The organism is Shewanella sp. YLB-07 (assembly GCF_009377275.1).
Genome location: NZ_VOQB01000003.1, coordinates 199551 through 216785 on the forward strand (window position 1 = coordinate 199551; position 17235 = coordinate 216785).

Annotated in this window: 15 protein-coding genes; 11 read left to right on the forward strand and 4 right to left on the reverse strand. The window is 43.0% G+C overall.

The window, feature by feature from the left end; translation table 11 throughout:
• Positions 1 to 486 precede the first annotated feature (486 nt).
• On the forward strand, positions 487 to 639 hold the full coding sequence (locus tag FS373_RS31430; protein WP_185977105.1) for a hypothetical protein: 153 nt from the start codon (positions 487 to 489) through the stop codon (positions 637 to 639).
• Positions 640 to 836: 197 nt separating this feature from the next.
• Here FS373_RS31430 and FS373_RS07660 read toward each other — a convergent pair whose 3' ends face one another.
• Both FS373_RS07660 and FS373_RS07665 read right to left on the reverse strand, forming a co-directional pair.
• The gene (locus FS373_RS07660; RefSeq protein WP_144045589.1) at positions 837 to 3194 is read right to left on the reverse strand and encodes an Ig-like domain-containing protein; all 2358 of its coding nucleotides are present in this window, start codon (positions 3192 to 3194) and stop codon (positions 837 to 839) included.
• A 226-nt stretch (positions 3195 to 3420) separates the two neighbouring features.
• Entirely contained in the window at positions 3421 to 3690 is a 270-nt protein-coding gene (locus FS373_RS07665; RefSeq protein ID WP_144045588.1) for a helix-turn-helix domain-containing protein, read from the reverse strand.
• A gap of 328 nt (positions 3691 to 4018) precedes the next feature.
• Here FS373_RS07665 and FS373_RS07670 point away from each other — a divergent pair, with 328 nt between their 5' ends.
• A complete protein-coding gene (locus tag FS373_RS07670; protein ID WP_144045587.1) occupies positions 4019 to 4921 on the forward strand; it encodes a LysR family transcriptional regulator in 903 nt (300 codons plus the stop codon).
• 199 nt (positions 4922 to 5120) lie between these two features.
• Here FS373_RS07670 and FS373_RS07675 read toward each other — a convergent pair whose 3' ends face one another.
• Positions 5121 to 8141: an Ig-like domain-containing protein gene (locus FS373_RS07675; RefSeq protein WP_152829211.1), complete on the reverse strand. Its 3021-nt coding sequence runs from the start codon at positions 8139 to 8141 to the stop codon at positions 5121 to 5123.
• Between the two features lie 427 nt (positions 8142 to 8568).
• Here FS373_RS07675 and FS373_RS07680 point away from each other — a divergent pair, with 427 nt between their 5' ends.
• The 7 genes from FS373_RS07680 (at position 8569) to FS373_RS07710 (ending at position 15041) form a co-directional block, all read left to right on the forward strand.
• Complete coding sequence (locus FS373_RS07680; protein ID WP_144045584.1) at positions 8569 to 8958, forward strand: Hpt domain-containing protein; 390 nt, start codon at positions 8569 to 8571, stop codon at positions 8956 to 8958.
• Positions 8959 to 9292: 334 nt separating this feature from the next.
• Entirely contained in the window at positions 9293 to 10000 is a 708-nt protein-coding gene (locus FS373_RS07685) for a response regulator transcription factor (RefSeq protein ID WP_185976978.1), read from the forward strand.
• A 319-nt stretch (positions 10001 to 10319) separates the two neighbouring features.
• The gene (locus FS373_RS07690; RefSeq protein WP_144045582.1) at positions 10320 to 11057 is read left to right on the forward strand and encodes a sulfite exporter TauE/SafE family protein; all 738 of its coding nucleotides are present in this window, start codon (positions 10320 to 10322) and stop codon (positions 11055 to 11057) included.
• A 102-nt stretch (positions 11058 to 11159) separates the two neighbouring features.
• Positions 11160 to 12179 (forward strand): D-cysteine desulfhydrase family protein, encoded by a 1020-nt coding sequence (locus tag FS373_RS07695; RefSeq protein WP_152829212.1) that lies wholly within the window; start codon positions 11160 to 11162, stop codon positions 12177 to 12179.
• A gap of 21 nt (positions 12180 to 12200) precedes the next feature.
• Positions 12201 to 13655, forward strand: coding sequence for a Na+/H+ antiporter NhaC family protein (locus tag FS373_RS07700; RefSeq protein ID WP_144045580.1), 1455 nt, complete (start codon positions 12201 to 12203; stop codon positions 13653 to 13655).
• A 15-nt stretch (positions 13656 to 13670) separates the two neighbouring features.
• Positions 13671 to 14054, forward strand: coding sequence for a Rid family detoxifying hydrolase (locus FS373_RS07705; RefSeq protein ID WP_144045579.1), 384 nt, complete (start codon positions 13671 to 13673; stop codon positions 14052 to 14054).
• An 81-nt stretch (positions 14055 to 14135) separates the two neighbouring features.
• Complete coding sequence (locus FS373_RS07710; protein WP_144045578.1) at positions 14136 to 15041, forward strand: LysR family transcriptional regulator; 906 nt, start codon at positions 14136 to 14138, stop codon at positions 15039 to 15041.
• Positions 15042 to 15059: 18 nt separating this feature from the next.
• Here FS373_RS07710 and FS373_RS07715 read toward each other — a convergent pair whose 3' ends face one another.
• Positions 15060 to 16271, reverse strand: coding sequence for a hypothetical protein (locus FS373_RS07715; RefSeq protein ID WP_152829213.1), 1212 nt, complete (start codon positions 16269 to 16271; stop codon positions 15060 to 15062).
• A gap of 199 nt (positions 16272 to 16470) precedes the next feature.
• Here FS373_RS07715 and FS373_RS07720 point away from each other — a divergent pair, with 199 nt between their 5' ends.
• Together FS373_RS07720 and FS373_RS32710 are read left to right on the forward strand one after the other, a co-directional pair.
• Complete coding sequence (locus tag FS373_RS07720) at positions 16471 to 16785, forward strand: hypothetical protein (RefSeq protein ID WP_144045576.1); 315 nt, start codon at positions 16471 to 16473, stop codon at positions 16783 to 16785.
• 176 nt (positions 16786 to 16961) lie between these two features.
• Positions 16962 to 17195 (forward strand): YHS domain-containing (seleno)protein, encoded by a 234-nt coding sequence (locus tag FS373_RS32710; RefSeq protein ID WP_416221754.1) that lies wholly within the window; start codon positions 16962 to 16964, stop codon positions 17193 to 17195.
• The last annotated feature ends 40 nt before the right edge of the window (positions 17196 to 17235 follow it).

A 17235-nucleotide genomic window follows, 5' to 3' on the forward strand; every position in this document is an offset into this window, starting at 1 on the left:
AATGAGTGATAACTAGTAAATAGTCATAAACATATATAAATCACCCAGTGAATAGACAAAGTAAATATAAAACCTACATTTCAATAGCTTGAAATCACCTTGCTGAGCATGATTATGAATTGAGCATGCATTTTATGCCGCGTTACCTTTCTCACCTACCTGATATACTTAAGCCCCCCTTAACCGTGCCACCCAATATAGTGGCCACCCTGAGAACTCTGGGACTGGCAATACAGAAACTGAGATACAACTAACGTCCAGTACCCCTTTTCGGCACCCAATAAAAAGCCAGCGATGTCATGCCGCTGGCTTTATCAATATTTGAGCCCTCCTAAAACACACAAAAATGATTGCGCGCGCATTAAATCATCCTTGATGACCAATCGCCCCCCCATGCGCTTAATTCAAAAACCACACGACGAGCGAGCTACCACCTTTAACTACATGCAGTTGACCAATCCCTGTCAACAATAAAAGACGATTACCATGCCCACATGCAATACCCGCTATACGCTGCGAAAAGCGGTCAAACAACTCAATCAGTGGTTTAACCACTTTGGCTTTGTGCAGCATCCCAATAAAACCTTTATTGGTAAAACCACCAAAGGTTTTGACTGGCTCGGTGTCAATACAACTTAAACGGCCATGTAGGCACAGGAAAACGCGCTCTCACCAATTTCACCGTAAAATTACGCCAGCTTTACGAGCAGGTGGCGCTGTATACTCCTAACAAATACAGCGCGATGCATAACCCCCTAGCATCCTTTAAAGACACTCCACAAAAAATGTTAGCAACAAAACAGCCGGCTTTAGAGGCGGTACCTCAATACAGCCTTTTAGTTACATATAACTGTCAGATCTGAAGCAGTACTGTCAATTTTGGACTCCATTCTTATAGTGCCCGTCCCTCTACTTGTACAATATATTTGCCCTGGGTAAGCATACTGCTTAAGCGGCCCCCCAAAAGTATAAGTAAAGTCAGATCCGCTCTGAAATTGCAGCATATTCTTTCGCCTTGAACTACAACTACCTGCAAGTATTTCCTGACTATTACTAAGGGTAACCTGGGTCACATTCAAAGGCCCCGGCCCTTGAATCGTCTTCCGAGTCGCAAACCCACAACTACTAGTCCAATATCCATCATAAAAATTTCCAGATAAAATAATTGCATTCGAGTTGAATGTAATATCAGCTTGTTGACTTGAAAGCCCATTCAGCAAACTGGTAAAAGTACTAGTCACCGATACGACCTCTTCCACATCGTTCGTTACCTTGATTTCGAAAAAACCGCTATCATCCGTATATAAATTAGGTGGCGGCTGTATCATTGCAGTCCCGCTATCTAAACTCACTTCAACAAGCGCACCTACAACAGGATTACCATTAGCATCAAGCAACTCCGCTCTTAAGCTGTTTTCCTCAACACCATCACTACTAGCGTTATCCTGAAGTACTGACAACTGCGCTACTCGCGCCGTATCGATGTCACCGATAAAGTTCACTGTCCTCCACACATAAACGCTAATCCCATTATCCCCTACATAGGTCACGGTTACCTTTGAGTCACCAGATTTGATACTAGTCACCTTGATAGTCGCTAATCCGTTCTCGTCTGTCGTGTATGTACTGCTATCAGGAACCGCATCATTTGTTGTCTCTACAGACAAAATTGCATTAGCGACCGGGCCTGTATCACGTACCAAGGCAAAGTCCAGCTGTACCCTATCAGTCCCATTTGCAACAGCAACTCCACGTACAACATCTACAGTGAGTCCGCCACTGTCAACACAAGTCACATTGTAAGTGTCTGTCCCCATTACATTAGGCGTCCCATTTTCAATTGAGTACAAACCAGCATTCGAACCGTCTTGAGTGATATAAGCTTTACCTGCTGGCCAAAGTTTATTCACTTTAGGGTCAACGGCATCATACATTACATCCATTTCAGCTGACGTAGGTAAACGCCCTCGCCCCCCACAATATGCTTGAGCACCAGCGTAGGTAAATGTGGCTAACTGCAGAGCTGGCGTGTAGCCATTATCTGTATATGACCCTTGATATTCACTAGTCGTTTGTTCAATTTCAAACTTGGTTTTAGGGGCTGAAAATGTCAGTAGACGTTTAGCAGGATCATCCCAATAATCGATATCGGTCCATCTGGCCACTTGGTTGGCATCAAATGCTGTAACCTCAACTATCCCCGTAGCAAAGCCGCCTCGATGGTCTGACACCATGTAACTGACATAATGCTCACCATCGGTAGGCGCCTCAAACGTAAACACGGTATTAGTTAAGTCTGCGGCGTTTTTTGACGCCACATTGGCGGTGTAACTTTTAACTTCGATAAGCTGCAGCTCATCGCTATCGATGACATCTTCGATATAGCCACTGACATCGATATCTACACTGGTGTTTATCTCAACATCTTCATCGTATGCAAAATTTGCTGCCGTAGGCGCATTATTCAAGCTATCCGACACAGCATAATCTAAAGTCCCCATCTTGATGTCAGGCACGCCAGCGATGTTACCTTCAAGAGCATAAACCACACGGGATACACCTTCAGCGGTGGCCTGATAGGTAATAGTAAAATCATCGGTACTTATATCAACTTCGCCATCACCTAACACGCTGAAATCTTCAGATAAGGTATAACCAGCGGGGAAATCAGTTCCCAGAGCCGCTTTGATATCTGTCTCTAACTCTGGATCACCCACCGCCATGGCTATCGAGATAGGAGGCAGTACTGCCGCGCCACCTGCACTACTCGCCACCATGACTTTAGCCCTGGCACGTGTCTTAGTCTGACCCGCCAAAGCAACACTTTCCACCTCATAACCATATTCACAAATGGCCGCGCCTTCAACTGTGACATTAAAGCCCTGACCTAAGATGTCGCTGCCTTCGTCACCCGTTTGTACCTGACCACACTGGCCACTGCCCTGGCTGGATTCGAGATAAACATCGGTCACCTTAGCACCTGCTGTCCCACTCTCAATCAGACTCGACAAATCGACATAACCTGCCTCGTCGGGCGCAACTACATTAAAACCATCACGAGCCGATACCGGCGCCTGCTCAACTACAGGACCTTCAGCGGGAGAATCAGAGCCTGAATCTCCTCCCCCACACGCTGACAACAACAGGCTAGACAGCACCACAGAAGTTAATACATTGAGTTTACCCATTCTCATCCCAGGCCTCCTGATAGCTTGATGTCCATACATTTGAAATGTCTAAATGCATTAAATAGTGCTTGAGTGGCCGCCAGGCCAATGACACTGGTCATGTTAAATCCTTAAATTGTGTTAACTGCACACATCCTTCCCCAAAGCGCTTAACGCTCAGGATGAAGGTGATTGCAATGTTATTTGTGTGTCGCTGTTTCTATGAGCTGCGTTATATACGTAGTGACACTCCCTAGGAGTGCATCGAAATGGCTCGTATCTCGTATCTTGTATTTTCATAGCGCGTCGGCCAGATATCCTGAGGTTTCATCTCCAAGGCTTCAGCTATAATTCGCTCCCCCTTAGTCCAGGGGCGGTCCAGCGCCTTACTCAAGGTTCCTGCCGCCAACCCCGCCTCTAGCGACAGTGACTTGATGGTTAGCCCTTTTTTATGCAGCGAACAAACGATATCCAAGCGGTGCATATCGACAACAGTGTGACTTTCTACATGGGCTGATTTCATCTCTGGAACCTCATTTGTTAACTAGAGCATCTACCGCACATTTTGAGCGGCCCGCAGGCAACGCTTACTGACTTAATTTTTATATCGAACAAAACTAAAATCTAAATATACGATCGAAGATTATTGCTTGATCTATTAAATAGATCTAACATCCAAGCTTTGTTTCACCAAGGTTTCAAATGAGGCCAATCTGCACATTTCATACTTAACAATGATTAATGAATGTTTTAATTACAGCTACTGTCGAAACATTACAGTTGACTGCTATAATTAATATTGATTCAACATTGACACCACATAGATAAATAATGGAAAACCAATCGCTTATATGAATGACTTACCCAGTTTTAAGAACCTCGTTTACTTGGTTAACCTGCACCAAGAGCTTAATTTTCACCGTGCAGCCAAAGCATGCGGAGTGAGTCAGTCGACCCTGTCTACGGGAATTAAAAACCTGGAGGATATGCTTGGCGATAAATTACTCGAACGTCACGGCAATACATTTACTTTTACTGCGATTGGTGAAGATGTAGTGCAGAGGTCAAGGAAGTTACTCGCTGAAGCTAATGATATGGTGTCGCTGGTCAGGCAACAGGGGAATGTAATGACCGGCAATGTTCGATTGGGTTGTATCTCCAGCATAGCCTTGTTTGTGCTCAAGAGTATCTTTAAACACTGTGATGAGGCCTATCCGGACCTAAACCTGACGATTAAAGAGGGCAGTACTGATGAGCTTATCGAGGCGTTAACCAAGGGCGAGTTGGACATGATATTTGTGGCTCAACCGGTAGACATAGGCCGTCACCATTATATGAAACTGGGAATTGACCCGTTTAAGTTTGTTGTACATCCAGACCTTGCCGAGCAACTAGGCGAACCACTGGACTACCAAAACCTCCCAGACGAAAGTATCTACCTGCTAAAAGGAGAAAGTAGCATGTCAGAGACTGAACTAGGCCCTTTCTTTCTCGATAATAAAAAGAAATTTAGCCATCAAAGCGCCACGAATCTACAAACCTTAGCCCTGCTCGTCGATGCAAAAGTCGGCGCCATATTCCTGCCTCAAATGGCCATCGATTATGGCCTGATTAAGCACTCTAATGCGGTTGTGATGCAGCCACCCGGCGAAGCACCCTACCGAGAAATAGGCCTGATGTGGCGTAAAAGCTCAATCAAGGTGGCCACACTGAGAACTCTCGGGCTGGCAATACAAAAACTGAGATACAACTAACGTCCCGTAACCCCTTTTCGGCACCCAATAAAAAAGCCAGCGGTATGACACCGCTGGCTTTTTTATTGTGGGCTCTATCAATTTATTTGAAGATTGTGCGTACTTACAAAGTACGCTTTAAAGTGACTGGCGCCGTTAAGCCAGCCCCTTAATCCAAATGTAAACTTATACTGAATCCCATCGTAAATGAAATCTATAGTTAGTTAGTACAAGTAACATACCTAGAATTATTATTATGTTGAGTACTGGTACTATTATCATGGAGACGAACTTCCCAGTGGTAGTCTGGATTAGTATCATGCTCTGTACTCGTCCAGTATGCCCAATATGTAGGCCAACCGAGTGCGGTCCACATGTTTCCTTCGTCTGCGTATAGTAATTCAAGCTCATCGAAACTCGGCAGGCGTTTGCCCTGATTAATACAAAATGAACTTGCTTCAGCCCAATTCATCCTCGCGAACGTGACATCATCAGGTCCATAACTGCCATTCTCTCTCTGAGTAGAGCTATATGGAACACCTTGTTCAATCGCTTCTTGCTCGGTCAATGGATAAGTAAATGGCAGCGGAGCAGCAAATTGACTTGTCGTAGAAAGAGATGTGAAGCCAGATATATAACCAGTGTAAGACACCTCTACAGCGACTGGTTCCCCTACAGTGTTAGCCAAATGAAGCCTGACCTGCCCTCGCCCATCCGACACTAGCAAAGCTATATCTTCATCAGTTGAAACAGTGTTACTACCAAGTTGAACATTGATATTAGCCCCTGGTACCGGACGATCTTCACTATCGAGTAAGGTGATTTCAATCACGTTCCGCTCAATGGTATTCGCTCTGGCATTATCTTCCTCTATGGTCAGACTGGCAACTCTTGCCGTATCTATTTCACCACCGTCACTGACGCAAGCAAATTTTGAGATATCTGCAGGGTTGTTATTCGAAACAGATCCATTAGTAAGGTTAAAGTCATAAGTTCTACCCTGACCATCCATTGTACTGGACCAGTAATAATCGCCCATATTCCAACCATATGCAGTTCCCATGTGTCCATTTTCTTGAAACAAGGCTAACAGTTCATTTATGGTTGGTAAGCGTGTACCAGTATCGTTGCAATAATCTTCAGCTTCAACGGATCTCAATGAAGCATCGTTATGTTTCTTAGGGCAGACAAATAGAATTTCTCCACTGATAACATCAGAACAGATTGGGTCACTAAATACGCTATATCTGGATTCAGATGTGAAAGCACCTCCGGCATTAGTGAAACTTGCGGTAACCTCAACACGCTCCTCGATAGAATCAGTTAGATTAAAAATGACTTGACCATCCACACCAGATATTAGCCCTAAGGGGTTTTCGAACAAATCAGCAGTGACGCTGTCCTTCTCCAACTTTATAAGTGCCCCGCCAACTGGATTACCGTAAAAATCATGTAGGGTAACGCCATATTTATTCATTGCTAAACCATCGGCAGCTGCATTGTCATTAATCACTACCATAGAAACGACTTCCGCAGTATCTATATCACCGATAAAATTAATATCAGTAGACACACGAACTGTTTCCGATGTGTTGTTTACGTACTCTAAATTTACCGCCGCCGTACCTGCTTGAGTACTCTTCACACTAAACTTGGCTTCACCTTGTTCATCTGTAGTAATGACAGTTTTTTCTGGACTCGATGAAAGACTATAGCTGAGTACAGCACCAACGACCGGTCCGGTATCACGAACAAATGAAGCAGTCAGTTCAACCGTGTCAACGTCGTTGGCAATTGCTGTGTTTTTATTTGCCAAAAGACGAGGTCCACCACTATCTACACAAGTGGCATAATAAAGCCCCCCATTAACTTGAGCAATCTTGTTATCGAGTAAAGATACAACGCTAAAACTAGTATCATCCAGAGCTAGATACCCTTGACCCATCGGCCAAGAATAACTTGAGGCCGGAGATTTAACGTTATACAAATCCTGTATTTCTGCGACAGTGGGCAATCGGCCTCGCGTAGCACAATATGCCTCGGCCCCCACTGATGAGAAAGTTGACATGCTAATATTGGGTGTATATCCGGTATCAATCCAGTTACCCTGATAAGTTGCAGCAGCAGCTTCAATATCCATTTCAAATTTAGTCTGAGGAGCTGTAAAAAGTAACTGGTCATTCTCGATATCTGACCATCTTGCCATTTGATCTTGATTCGCCACACTGACTTCTATAATGCCTGTAGCAAAACCACCGTGCTGGTCGGAAACAACGTAAGTAACATAGTGTTTACCACCAACTAAACTTGTAAATGTTAATACAGTATTACTTAAATCATTTGGGTCTTTAGCCGCCACTGTAGCGGTATAGCTCTGAACCTCAACCAATTGCAGACCATCACCATCACTATCATCTATATGATTATCAGCACTGAGATCGATTTCATAGGAGGTATTTATCTCATCAGCATTGTAAGCAAAACTTGAGGCTGTTGGGGCATTGTTTAAACTGTCTGAAACCGCATAATCTAATGTGCCCATTTTGATATCAGGCACGCCAGCGATTTCGCCTTCGAGGGAGTAAACCACACGAGATACACCTTTAGCTTTGGCGGTGTAAGAAATTAAGAAGTTAGGCGCGTCTACAGTGACATCACCATCACCTAACACACTGAAATTTTCAGATAAGGTATAATCTGTCGGATAGCTAGTCCCCATGGTCGCTTTTAAAGCCGCTTCGATATCGGTCTCTTCTATAGCGCCAATCGCCATGGCTATCGAGATAGGAGGCAGTACTGCCGCGCCGCCTGCACTACTGGCCACCATGACTTTAGCCCTGGCACGTGTCTTAGTCTGACCCGCTAAAGCCACACTTTCCACTTCATAGCCATATTCACAAATAGCTGCACCTTCAACTGTGACACTAAAGCCTTGATCAGAAGCTAAATCATCTGTAGAAACTTCACCACATTGCCCACTACCCTGGCTGGACTCAAGATAAACACCCGTTACCTTAGCCCCTGCGACGCCACTCTCAATTAGGCTCGACAAATCGACATAACCCGGCTCGTTGGGCGTAACCACATTAAAGCCATCGCGGGCCGATACCGGCGCTTGTGAAATAGGGGGCACATCAGGAGTAGTGGTGGTATCACTACTGTCGCTGCCACCACAGGCAGTCAGTAGTAACGCCGAGGCCAACACCGATAACCCTGTTGTCATTAACTTAATTTTTCTCATTGTGTTTATTCCTAAATTTACAATTTTCGCACCTAAACCAAAGATCCGGCCCGGGAACCAACAATCTCTTATACAACCAACTCTGAGTAAAATTATAAGCAGTGGTCAAAGGTAAGTGTTTCACAGAGGTATCTGCTATATATCACAGTAGGGGAAAGAGGCCATAATGCTGAAACTAGCAGGCGAGTGGAAACCAGATAAAATTAGTTGACAACTGATTTTCATACTCGTTACGTATTTTATTGATGAGTAGCCTCAGTTTGATACTTTCGGGGTACAAAATGGATGTCAAAACGAATGGATAAATGTCCTCGTTAAGCGCATCATGCCCGCAATTGAGTAATTTTATACGTATTAGTTTATTCTTGTATCTGGCTCTTGAATATTTAGATTAACTCACCAATAACTTCAGACAGGTAGTTTATAAATGCAAACAACGGAAAAATCCAAACTGCCCGATGGATTAGCGCGCTTCTGGAACGATGTGTGTGATCAAGATATCAAGTTTGCATTAGAAATTTGTACTCAGTATGAAGATTATATCGCAGCTCAACTAGACCAGTTAGAAGCATTAGTCAATAACGCGACAAACACTAAACTAAATCAGCAAAATATACAGCTTACCGAAGAGATACTGCATAAATTAACAGGAAGTCTTGCCCTGTTAGGCTTCGATCCACAAAGTCACTATCTGCATGAATTAGAACTCAAGTTTTCTAGCAAAACAACATTCTTGGATCAAGCTACTTTTGACAATATCCAAAGTCAAGTAAGGGGAGTGTCAACTCTTATAAGGCAATGTTGTCATTTGACCTAAGGCAATTGACAGCCATGGCTGATGTGTTTATCACAATGGGTTGAGGCATCACTGACAAGCACTCCCAATATAGTACAAGCTATTGATGTACTAAAGTATTCGAGTCAAACCACCTAATTAGTGTATAAATTGTTATAACCCAAAGTAAACACACCCTTCAACACCCTGTATTACATGGCTTTTATTGTGGCTTATGATTTTCACATTTTTTTACTACCTTCATACTGAATCCTACGTCAGACTTGAAACAAATCTTGTGCGAGCTGGCGTGTGTTTAGACATATGTCCGTCTGCAACAAGAATTACAATCAAGATACTTGGAAGGAATGATTCAATGATAACTAAAACTTTGTTGATCGTTGAGGACGATCTATTTACCTCACGACTGATTAAAACATTTTTTGAACGCAAAGGTTTCATCGTATATCAAGCCTATGACACAGGTGCCGCTTATATGTATGCCACAGAGAAGCGTCCTGATTTAATCATCCTTGATATTCAATTACCGACAGACTCAGGGGTGTCCATTTTCAAGGCACTAAAAAACATACATCCTTGCCCTATTATCTTCTATACCTCGATATCGACGGAAGATATGGAGGTTAAAGCAATAGAAATAGGTGGCGATGACTATGTCAACAAGCAACGTGGTATGCAGGTGCTTCACTCTAGAGTTATCCGCCTGATTAAAAAGAATAATACCCATACTCAGGAAGCGATTAGTCCCTTTATTGAGATCAACAATATTAGCCTAAATGCCGAGTTAAACCTGTGTCAAATCGGTGATGTTTCAATTGAATTACAAAAAAAAGAAAGCAAGCTATTAAGCTTTTTAATGTTACATAAGAATACTTTGGTAAATAGGGATGAGTTGTCTTTTATATTAAATGGATACTCCCATGATGGTTGGAGCCGAAGTATCGACTTAATAGTATGTAGGATCAGAAAAAAATTGCGTCAGGCTAATATTCCTGAATCTGCAATCAAGACACTTCGTGGAAAAGGATATAGTTTAGTGGAAACTGAGTTTAAGGCCGCTTAGTCACTATCAGCGTTATCAACAGTTTAAGTATAGTATTTACCTTGACACATTAAGTTGATGGGATCTGCAAACATGGAAATGTCACCAGATTTCATTAACAAACTTTCTCCCCCCCTCACATTTTCACATTTAAGTTCCATACATCTCTGATAACCTTTCTAAATAACAAGAATTAAAACTAAAACCCTTTCAACACAATAAAAATTAATAAATATTTTTATGCATAACATTAATGTATACCCGCAAAAAGAATAATGATTTGTCATAATTGGTGATGTTATTGAATATAGACATTAACGTTATTAATGATTTATATTTTATGAGTATATTACTGCTTCTATTTGTTACTTTCATCGCAGCTAGCCTACAAGCCGCTACAGGGTTTGGTTTTGGCATAGTAGCGGTATCCGCTTTCTTAATTCTATTACAGTCGACTGCTGCGGTGCAGATTGTCATTATTCTCACCTTAGCCATGTCAGTGATCCACTGGTTTAAGGTCCGCTCTCTCGCTCCCAAACTATTGGTAAAACAACTCATCATCGGCTGTTTCATCGGCTATCCAATCGGCGTAGTACTCTTCTACCTGGCGGATATTGATACGCTAAAATTAGCCGTGGCCATTCTCATCCTATTGATGGCAGCGCAAAATTTAGTAGAGCGATTTCGTAACCGTAATGATGAAACCAGTTTTCTACCAATGAATCAAAAGCTATGTGCTTTTGTTGGCACCATTTCCGGCACCATGGCCAGTGCCTTGGCGATGCCGGGCCCTGCCGTTGTGAGCTACTTAACCCAATGTGAACTCGATAAAAATGCCATTCGGGCAACGGTGATCACCACTTCCACGGTTTCTTATTCTGTGTCGCTTATTCTGCAATTCTCATTTGTAGGCATAGAGAGTCAAACCTGGGAGTCATCACTCATGTTGTTGCCTATGGTATTTGCCGGCCTTTTCTTCGGCGAGTACATATCAAAATTTATCAATCCAAAATTATTCAAGAACATTACTTTGTTCGTACTCGTCGCAAGCGGAGTAAACATCTTAGCCACCTTGTGATAGATGAAACTCGCTTTCCAGAGAATGACTAATTCTAAAAATAAGTTCTAAAAATACACGTTAACTCAATAAATAAAACACAAAAATAAGAAGGTTGAAAATATGATAACTAGCAAATTTACCAAGGCACATCTGGCTCACCTACCCACTCCATTTGAATTAATGCCCAACATGACCAAGAAATTTAAGGGTCCGAATTTATATATCAAGCGAGATGATGCCACAGGCCTGGCTTTTGGCGGAAATAAGGTTCGCCAATTGGAATATTATGTCGGCCATGCCATGGATCTAAATGCCGATGCCTTACTCACTACAGGTGCCGTGCAGTCTAACCATGTTCGTCAGACTGTGGCTGCAGCTCGAAAGATGGGCTGGCACGTAGAAGTGCAGCTGGAACACAGAGTCGACACTCACTCTAAAGAGTATTCAGAAAGCGGCAACCCATACCTGAATAAACTTATGGGCGCAGTAATTCACAATTTTGATGTAGGTGAAGATGAACTCGGCGCAGATAAAGCCATGTATGACCGGGCAGAAGAACTAAAAGTACAAGGATATAGCCCTTATGTGATCCCTCTCAGTGCCACAGACAAGACGCCATGGGGCTCCCTAGGATACGTGGAATGTATAGAAGAGCTCTGTCAGCAAGCCAGCGAGAGTGAAACTCAGATAGACGCTATCATTTTAGGTTCTGGCTCGGCCAACACTCACGCCGGTGTATTAGCAGGTCTGATTGCTCTGAACATGAACATCCCTGTTTATGGTTTCTGTGTCCGCCGTGATAAAGCCGCTCAAACTGAACGCGTCGAAATAAAAACACGCAAGGTACTCACTCTTTTGGGCATAGACGAAAATAAGTTAACCTCAGGCATGGTGATGTGTGCCGACTGGGTGCTTGCGCCTGGTTACGGTCTGCCATCGAGCGAGGTGGTCGATGCCATACACACCACGGCTTTCGAAGAAGGCATATTGCTGGATCCGACCTACACAGGTAAGGCCATGGCAGGAATGCTCGGTATGATCAAAGAGGGCAAGTTTAACGATAACGATAATGTCGTGTTCCTCCATACGGGCGGGACTCCCTCCCTGTTCGGCTACCCCGAACTTGTTGCCGGTAAATAGCTAACAATAAGAGGAAGAACTATGTCTACACATAATCAATCCCCGAAGCTTGAGTTTTATGTTGGCAAGATAGGCGGGATACTCCCCCTATTTGCCATGGTCACCTTGATGCTTATTCTCACAGCCTACGGCATGGGAGGGCCAAAAGGCGCATGGGCTCCAGGATTTATCGCGATTTTACTCGGCCTATTGCTGGTAAAGAATAAGACTGATTACTGCCAATCAATTCTCACAGGTATCGCCAACAAAACCGGAGTTGTCGTCATTACGGCCTGGATGTTTGCTGCCGTGCTCGGCGCACTGATGAAAGCCGGTGGTTTAGTCGATGGCATCTTATGGTTTGGATTATCTACCGGTATTCACGGCAGTGTATTTCTGGTGGTGGTATTTTTCTCCACCGCGATATTTGCCTCTGGGACAGGTTCCTCAAACGGGGCAAATTTAGCCCTGGCCCCCATCTTATTTCCTGCCGCTGTCATGTTAGGCGCCGATCCTGTTTGGGCCGCATTAGCACTCCTGTCCGGCGCCGTATTTGGTGACAATGTAGCGCCGATATCGGATGTGACCATCGTCGGTTGTGCGACACAAAATGCCGATCTGGGGCGAACCGTTAAGGAACGTTTTCCACTGGCTGTCACCGCAGGTGCAATCTCACTCGGTATATTCATCATCTTTGGTGCCAGTGGAGAAAACGCGTTAGATGTGAACACCATAGATCTGGATAGACTTGAGCCAAGTAACTTATTGATGTTAATCGCGGTAGCCGTGGTCATAATCACGGCATTGAAAGGGCGTCACCTCATTGAAGCCTTAGGTTACGGTATCATCACTGCCATGATGGTCGGGGTATCTTTGGGAAGATACGAGATCTCAGATCTATTTCATATACCCGCAACCCGAGGCGATAGCAGTGGTTTAATTGAGACCGCCATAGGCGGTGTGACAGGCGCCGTGATGTTTGTGCTATTGCTGCTGGGGATCATCAGGATTTTCATGGATTCAGGCTTAATGGACAGCATACTTAAGTTCATCATGAAAAATCTGGGCGACAGTGTCATAAAGAGTGAGATGATCATCTTCTTCTCTACTGCAGCCTCTTCACTACTGGTGAGTGCTAACGCGCCATCGCAACTTCTTGTTGGGCCAACAATCGTTCGTCCAATTGGAGAAAGACAGGGAGTGAGCCCAGAGCGTCGCAGTAACTTGATGTCAGCGGCGGTATGCTCAATCTTCTATATGATGCCTTGGTGTTTAGCCGTCATGGTGTGGTATTCCTCAATAGAGACCGCAGCATTAAATTCAAACCTGCCCGTCCCCTCGGCCGCCATTAGTTTTGTCGCCCCCTACCCTTGGGCCCTGTTTTTAGTGTTTATGTTTTCGATTCTCACTGGCTGGCAACGTAAAACAATGACAAAAGAAGAGATAAGTTCTGCCAGTCTCAAAACGACGAATTCAAAATCAGAAGTTAGTACATAATAGAAGGAAAGAAGTATGACCATTAGATTAAATACAGAATTAGCACCCGCTGCTATTGGCCCCTACGTGCAAGGTGTAGTCACTGACGCTTTTGTGATAACGTCGGGTCAACTGCCCATAGATCCAGCTACAGGGAATATGCCCGAAGAAGTTGCCGCTCAGACGCGCCAGTCACTGGCCAATGTTAAAGCCGTGATTGAAGAATCTGGACTGAGTGTTGGCCATATTTTTAAGACCACGGTATTTGTGAAAGATCTTAATGATTTTGCCTTAGTAAATCAGGCTTATCAGGAGTTCTTTGATGCATATGACGCACCCTATCCTGCTCGCTCTTGTGTCGAAGTAGCTCGCTTACCAAAAGATGCCTTAGTTGAAATCGAGGCCATGGCAGGAAAATAAGATCGCCACGCAAAAAACTCAACATAATGAAGGCGGTTTTTACCGCCTTTTTTTCGCTCAATATTACTGAAGAGAGTCTCTATGTCATCAAATAGTAAGCTCAACCCACGCCAGATTGAGGCATTCCAAAAATTCATGCTAACAGGCAGTGTCACTAATGCCGCGTCATTGATGCATGTCTCTCAACCGGCCGTCAGTAGATTGTTAGCCGATCTTGAGAAACAACTTGGTTTCAAACTCTTCGTCAGGAGTCATAATAAGTTAGAGATAACTCCAGAAGCTCACCTGTTTTATCAAGATGTAGAACGTCTGTTTACTGGTTTAGATAGCTTAAGTCGCTCCGCAGCAGCGATAGTAAATAACAATAGGGGAAAATTGAGGATCGGTGCTATGCCAGTGTGTTCCGACAGTTTTCTTCATGATGTGGTTGCAGATTTTGCCATCTCTCACCCCCAAATAAGGATAGAATTAGAAACAGCCCCAAGAAACCAACTTATCGAGATGGTGTTAGACAGAAAAGTAGATGTTGCTATCATCGCCGATGTCAATATCGATGATGAGGATTTTGATTGTTGGGAGCTCTATAAACAAAAAGCCAGAGTGTTCTTGCCTCAAGGCCATCCACTCGCTAACAGAGACTCTTTAACACCTAAAGACCTGCAAGATGAGAGATTTATGACTCTGAGCTATGGCAGTCCATTCAGAACTCGCGTAGAAAATTTATTTATAGGCCAAGGGATAAAACGCAATATTGTCTTTGAGGCTAGATCGCAGCACCTGTTGCTTCAGCTGGTTAAAAGAGGGGTCGGTATTGCCATTCTCGACCCCTTTATTTTACTCGCCGACGATAGAGGTATTGTGACACTCCCCTTGGAACCAACAGCACAATGGAGCTATTTTTTGGTTCAAGCCAGAGTGCCACAACAAAGTGCCTTAGCAAACGCCTTTAGATCATCTCTACTCGCCTATATGAAGAAGCTAAAATAATCGGCTTTAACATAGATATTAAAAACGATAAATGAGCTTGGTCCTTAAGTCCGTCATGCTTCTGGCATCGTTATCAAAAGTCATCACAGAATAGTCCATCATGGCAGAGACTTGTTTCAATGATTCGAATTGGTAACTCAAATTTAACGTATGTTCCGTCATACCCCCTTCTTCGTCTAAGGGATTAAAGTTCGTCCATCTATATTTTACCTTTACCGAATAAATCTGATAAGCGACACCGAGTTGTAATGAGTTACTTCCGGCCTCAAAACCTGTATCGCCAGAGGTTTTAGTGGTTGTGGTAAAATTAGCATAGGCATTGTTGCCTAAACCATGAAGGACTTTACCGTTATCATTGGTCTTGTTATAACCAGTAAACAAGTCAAGGTTATCTATCAATTCAACTCCCAGTTTTAGCCCCAACATATCCGAATCCTGTCCCAGAGTATTATCGTGGTAAACCGTCTTATAATATTGCCCACCGATATAAGGCTTAAAACGAGTATCGAACTGATAAAACATGTCAGCATAGCCCATAAACGCAATTCCTTGGGTCTCCACCAGATGGACTTGTACATTAGTATTTGCTATCGACGTATTACTCATATACAGGCTATACATTCCATATTCACCAATATCCAAAAACTCACCAGGTTTACCTTTAGCATCAGCTTTAGCCTGAGTGAAGGGAGTAGTCGATTTAAAATCGGTTCTGGCTTGATATCGGTCTATTTTACCGGCAACAATGACAGTTTGAGGCAATGAACGATCGGTGATCAAGTATGCCTCATAGGACTCAGTGACGCTTTGAGCCGATGAGCCACCCAGCAAAGGCATGGCTAAATATCGCCTACCGAGATGGACTCGAGTATTGGCATTCGAAAAATCATAACTAAGATACGCTTCAGATAACACGGCACCATCGGCGCTCATGGACGTTTTGTAAGCATCGTCAACGTCATCTCTCCAAGTTACGTCTACAACTTGGAGAGAGCTACTAAGGCTAAATCCATGGAAGTCACCAGATACTAATTTGAACTCTCCTCCATTAGTCCAAATTGAGCTAGTTTGCTTTCCTGAGCTATCAGAGAAATCTTGTGAAAAATACAGTGATTTTATTTCTCCGCTCACCTTAGCCTCATTAATAGCATCGACGATGGCATCCGATGCGAATGACTTTGGCATACAGATAAGTGATATGACAATGGAAAGACAGAGCTTCTTATTCATAATTATTACTCTTTTTAACAATCAAAGACACGAATATTAACAAGTGTCATTGTCAGCAATGATGTATATTCCGACAAATGATTGTTTATTTAACGAGCATGACTAAATGTTATCCTGAATAAATACACTGCACTTACACAAGAAAAATAATAGGCATGATAAATTTATACTATTGTAGATAACTTAAATTGAAGGTCTTATGAATACTGCGAACCTGTTATCAAGAGATGAATTGGCTATGTTTGCAGACTTATTCTCCGTCGATAACATTACAGACGCTAATCATTCAGATGTTAATCAGCAAATAGATCTCAAAGATTACTCTTCAGATAGTTCAGAGCTCCTCATCGACAATATTGATAGATGGTCAAATTTAATGGCACTAGGAAATGTTTTATCTGAGGTTAAAGAAGATGTTACTGATCCTAATAAAGTGGCTAACGGGATTCAGTTAGCCATAGAAATTTACAATACGATTATTAACAAAGATTTAGTTAATCCTTTACAGGTTTAATCAATTCCCCCCTTAAACTTCTAGCTTTAAGGTGCATCATGTCGATAATAGCAAAAAAACCATCATTTATTTAGGTATTATCATATTTTTAACGAAAATCATTTTTTCACTGTAAATAAAATATCGCCTACAAGGTATGAAATGGTGGGGAGAACAATAGCCATATAAATGTAGCCATCCATGAATTCGATCCTGTCGCATATCAGACAAAGAGAGAGGCGATAAGAGAAAATAAAGAAAACAACTTCATCTGGAATAAGATTGAATGGCATTTCAGCAACCGAGTCAACATGATGCTATTTAAGCAAAGTCCAAAGCATTATGCGCCACAGTATGTAGGTTATTGTGCTTTAGCCGTTAGTAAAGGAGTAACAGTAGAAATAGAGTCAGATAAGAACTGGTCTGAATAACAAAATATAATTTAATACCTTAGCGGTTATTTATATCAAT

Excerpts from the sequence above, each read along its gene's own strand:
- FS373_RS31430 (WP_185977105.1), top strand. The coding sequence starts at position 487 with ATGCCCACATGCAATACCCGCTATACGCTGCGAAAAGCGGTCAAACAA.
- FS373_RS07660 (WP_144045589.1), bottom strand. The coding sequence starts at position 3,194 with ATGAGAATGGGTAAACTCAATGTATTAACTTCTGTGGTGCTGTCTAGC.
- FS373_RS07665 (WP_144045588.1), bottom strand. The coding sequence starts at position 3,690 with ATGAAATCAGCCCATGTAGAAAGTCACACTGTTGTCGATATGCACCGC.
- FS373_RS07670 (WP_144045587.1), top strand. The coding sequence starts at position 4,019 with ATGAATGACTTACCCAGTTTTAAGAACCTCGTTTACTTGGTTAACCTG.
- FS373_RS07675 (WP_152829211.1), bottom strand. The coding sequence starts at position 8,141 with ATGAGAAAAATTAAGTTAATGACAACAGGGTTATCGGTGTTGGCCTCG.
- FS373_RS07680 (WP_144045584.1), top strand. The coding sequence starts at position 8,569 with ATGCAAACAACGGAAAAATCCAAACTGCCCGATGGATTAGCGCGCTTC.
- FS373_RS07685 (WP_185976978.1), top strand. The coding sequence starts at position 9,293 with ATGATAACTAAAACTTTGTTGATCGTTGAGGACGATCTATTTACCTCA.
- FS373_RS07690 (WP_144045582.1), top strand. The coding sequence starts at position 10,320 with ATGAGTATATTACTGCTTCTATTTGTTACTTTCATCGCAGCTAGCCTA.
- FS373_RS07695 (WP_152829212.1), top strand. The coding sequence starts at position 11,160 with ATGATAACTAGCAAATTTACCAAGGCACATCTGGCTCACCTACCCACT.
- FS373_RS07700 (WP_144045580.1), top strand. The coding sequence starts at position 12,201 with ATGTCTACACATAATCAATCCCCGAAGCTTGAGTTTTATGTTGGCAAG.
- FS373_RS07705 (WP_144045579.1), top strand. The coding sequence starts at position 13,671 with ATGACCATTAGATTAAATACAGAATTAGCACCCGCTGCTATTGGCCCC.
- FS373_RS07710 (WP_144045578.1), top strand. The coding sequence starts at position 14,136 with ATGTCATCAAATAGTAAGCTCAACCCACGCCAGATTGAGGCATTCCAA.
- FS373_RS07715 (WP_152829213.1), bottom strand. The coding sequence starts at position 16,271 with ATGAATAAGAAGCTCTGTCTTTCCATTGTCATATCACTTATCTGTATG.
- FS373_RS07720 (WP_144045576.1), top strand. The coding sequence starts at position 16,471 with ATGAATACTGCGAACCTGTTATCAAGAGATGAATTGGCTATGTTTGCA.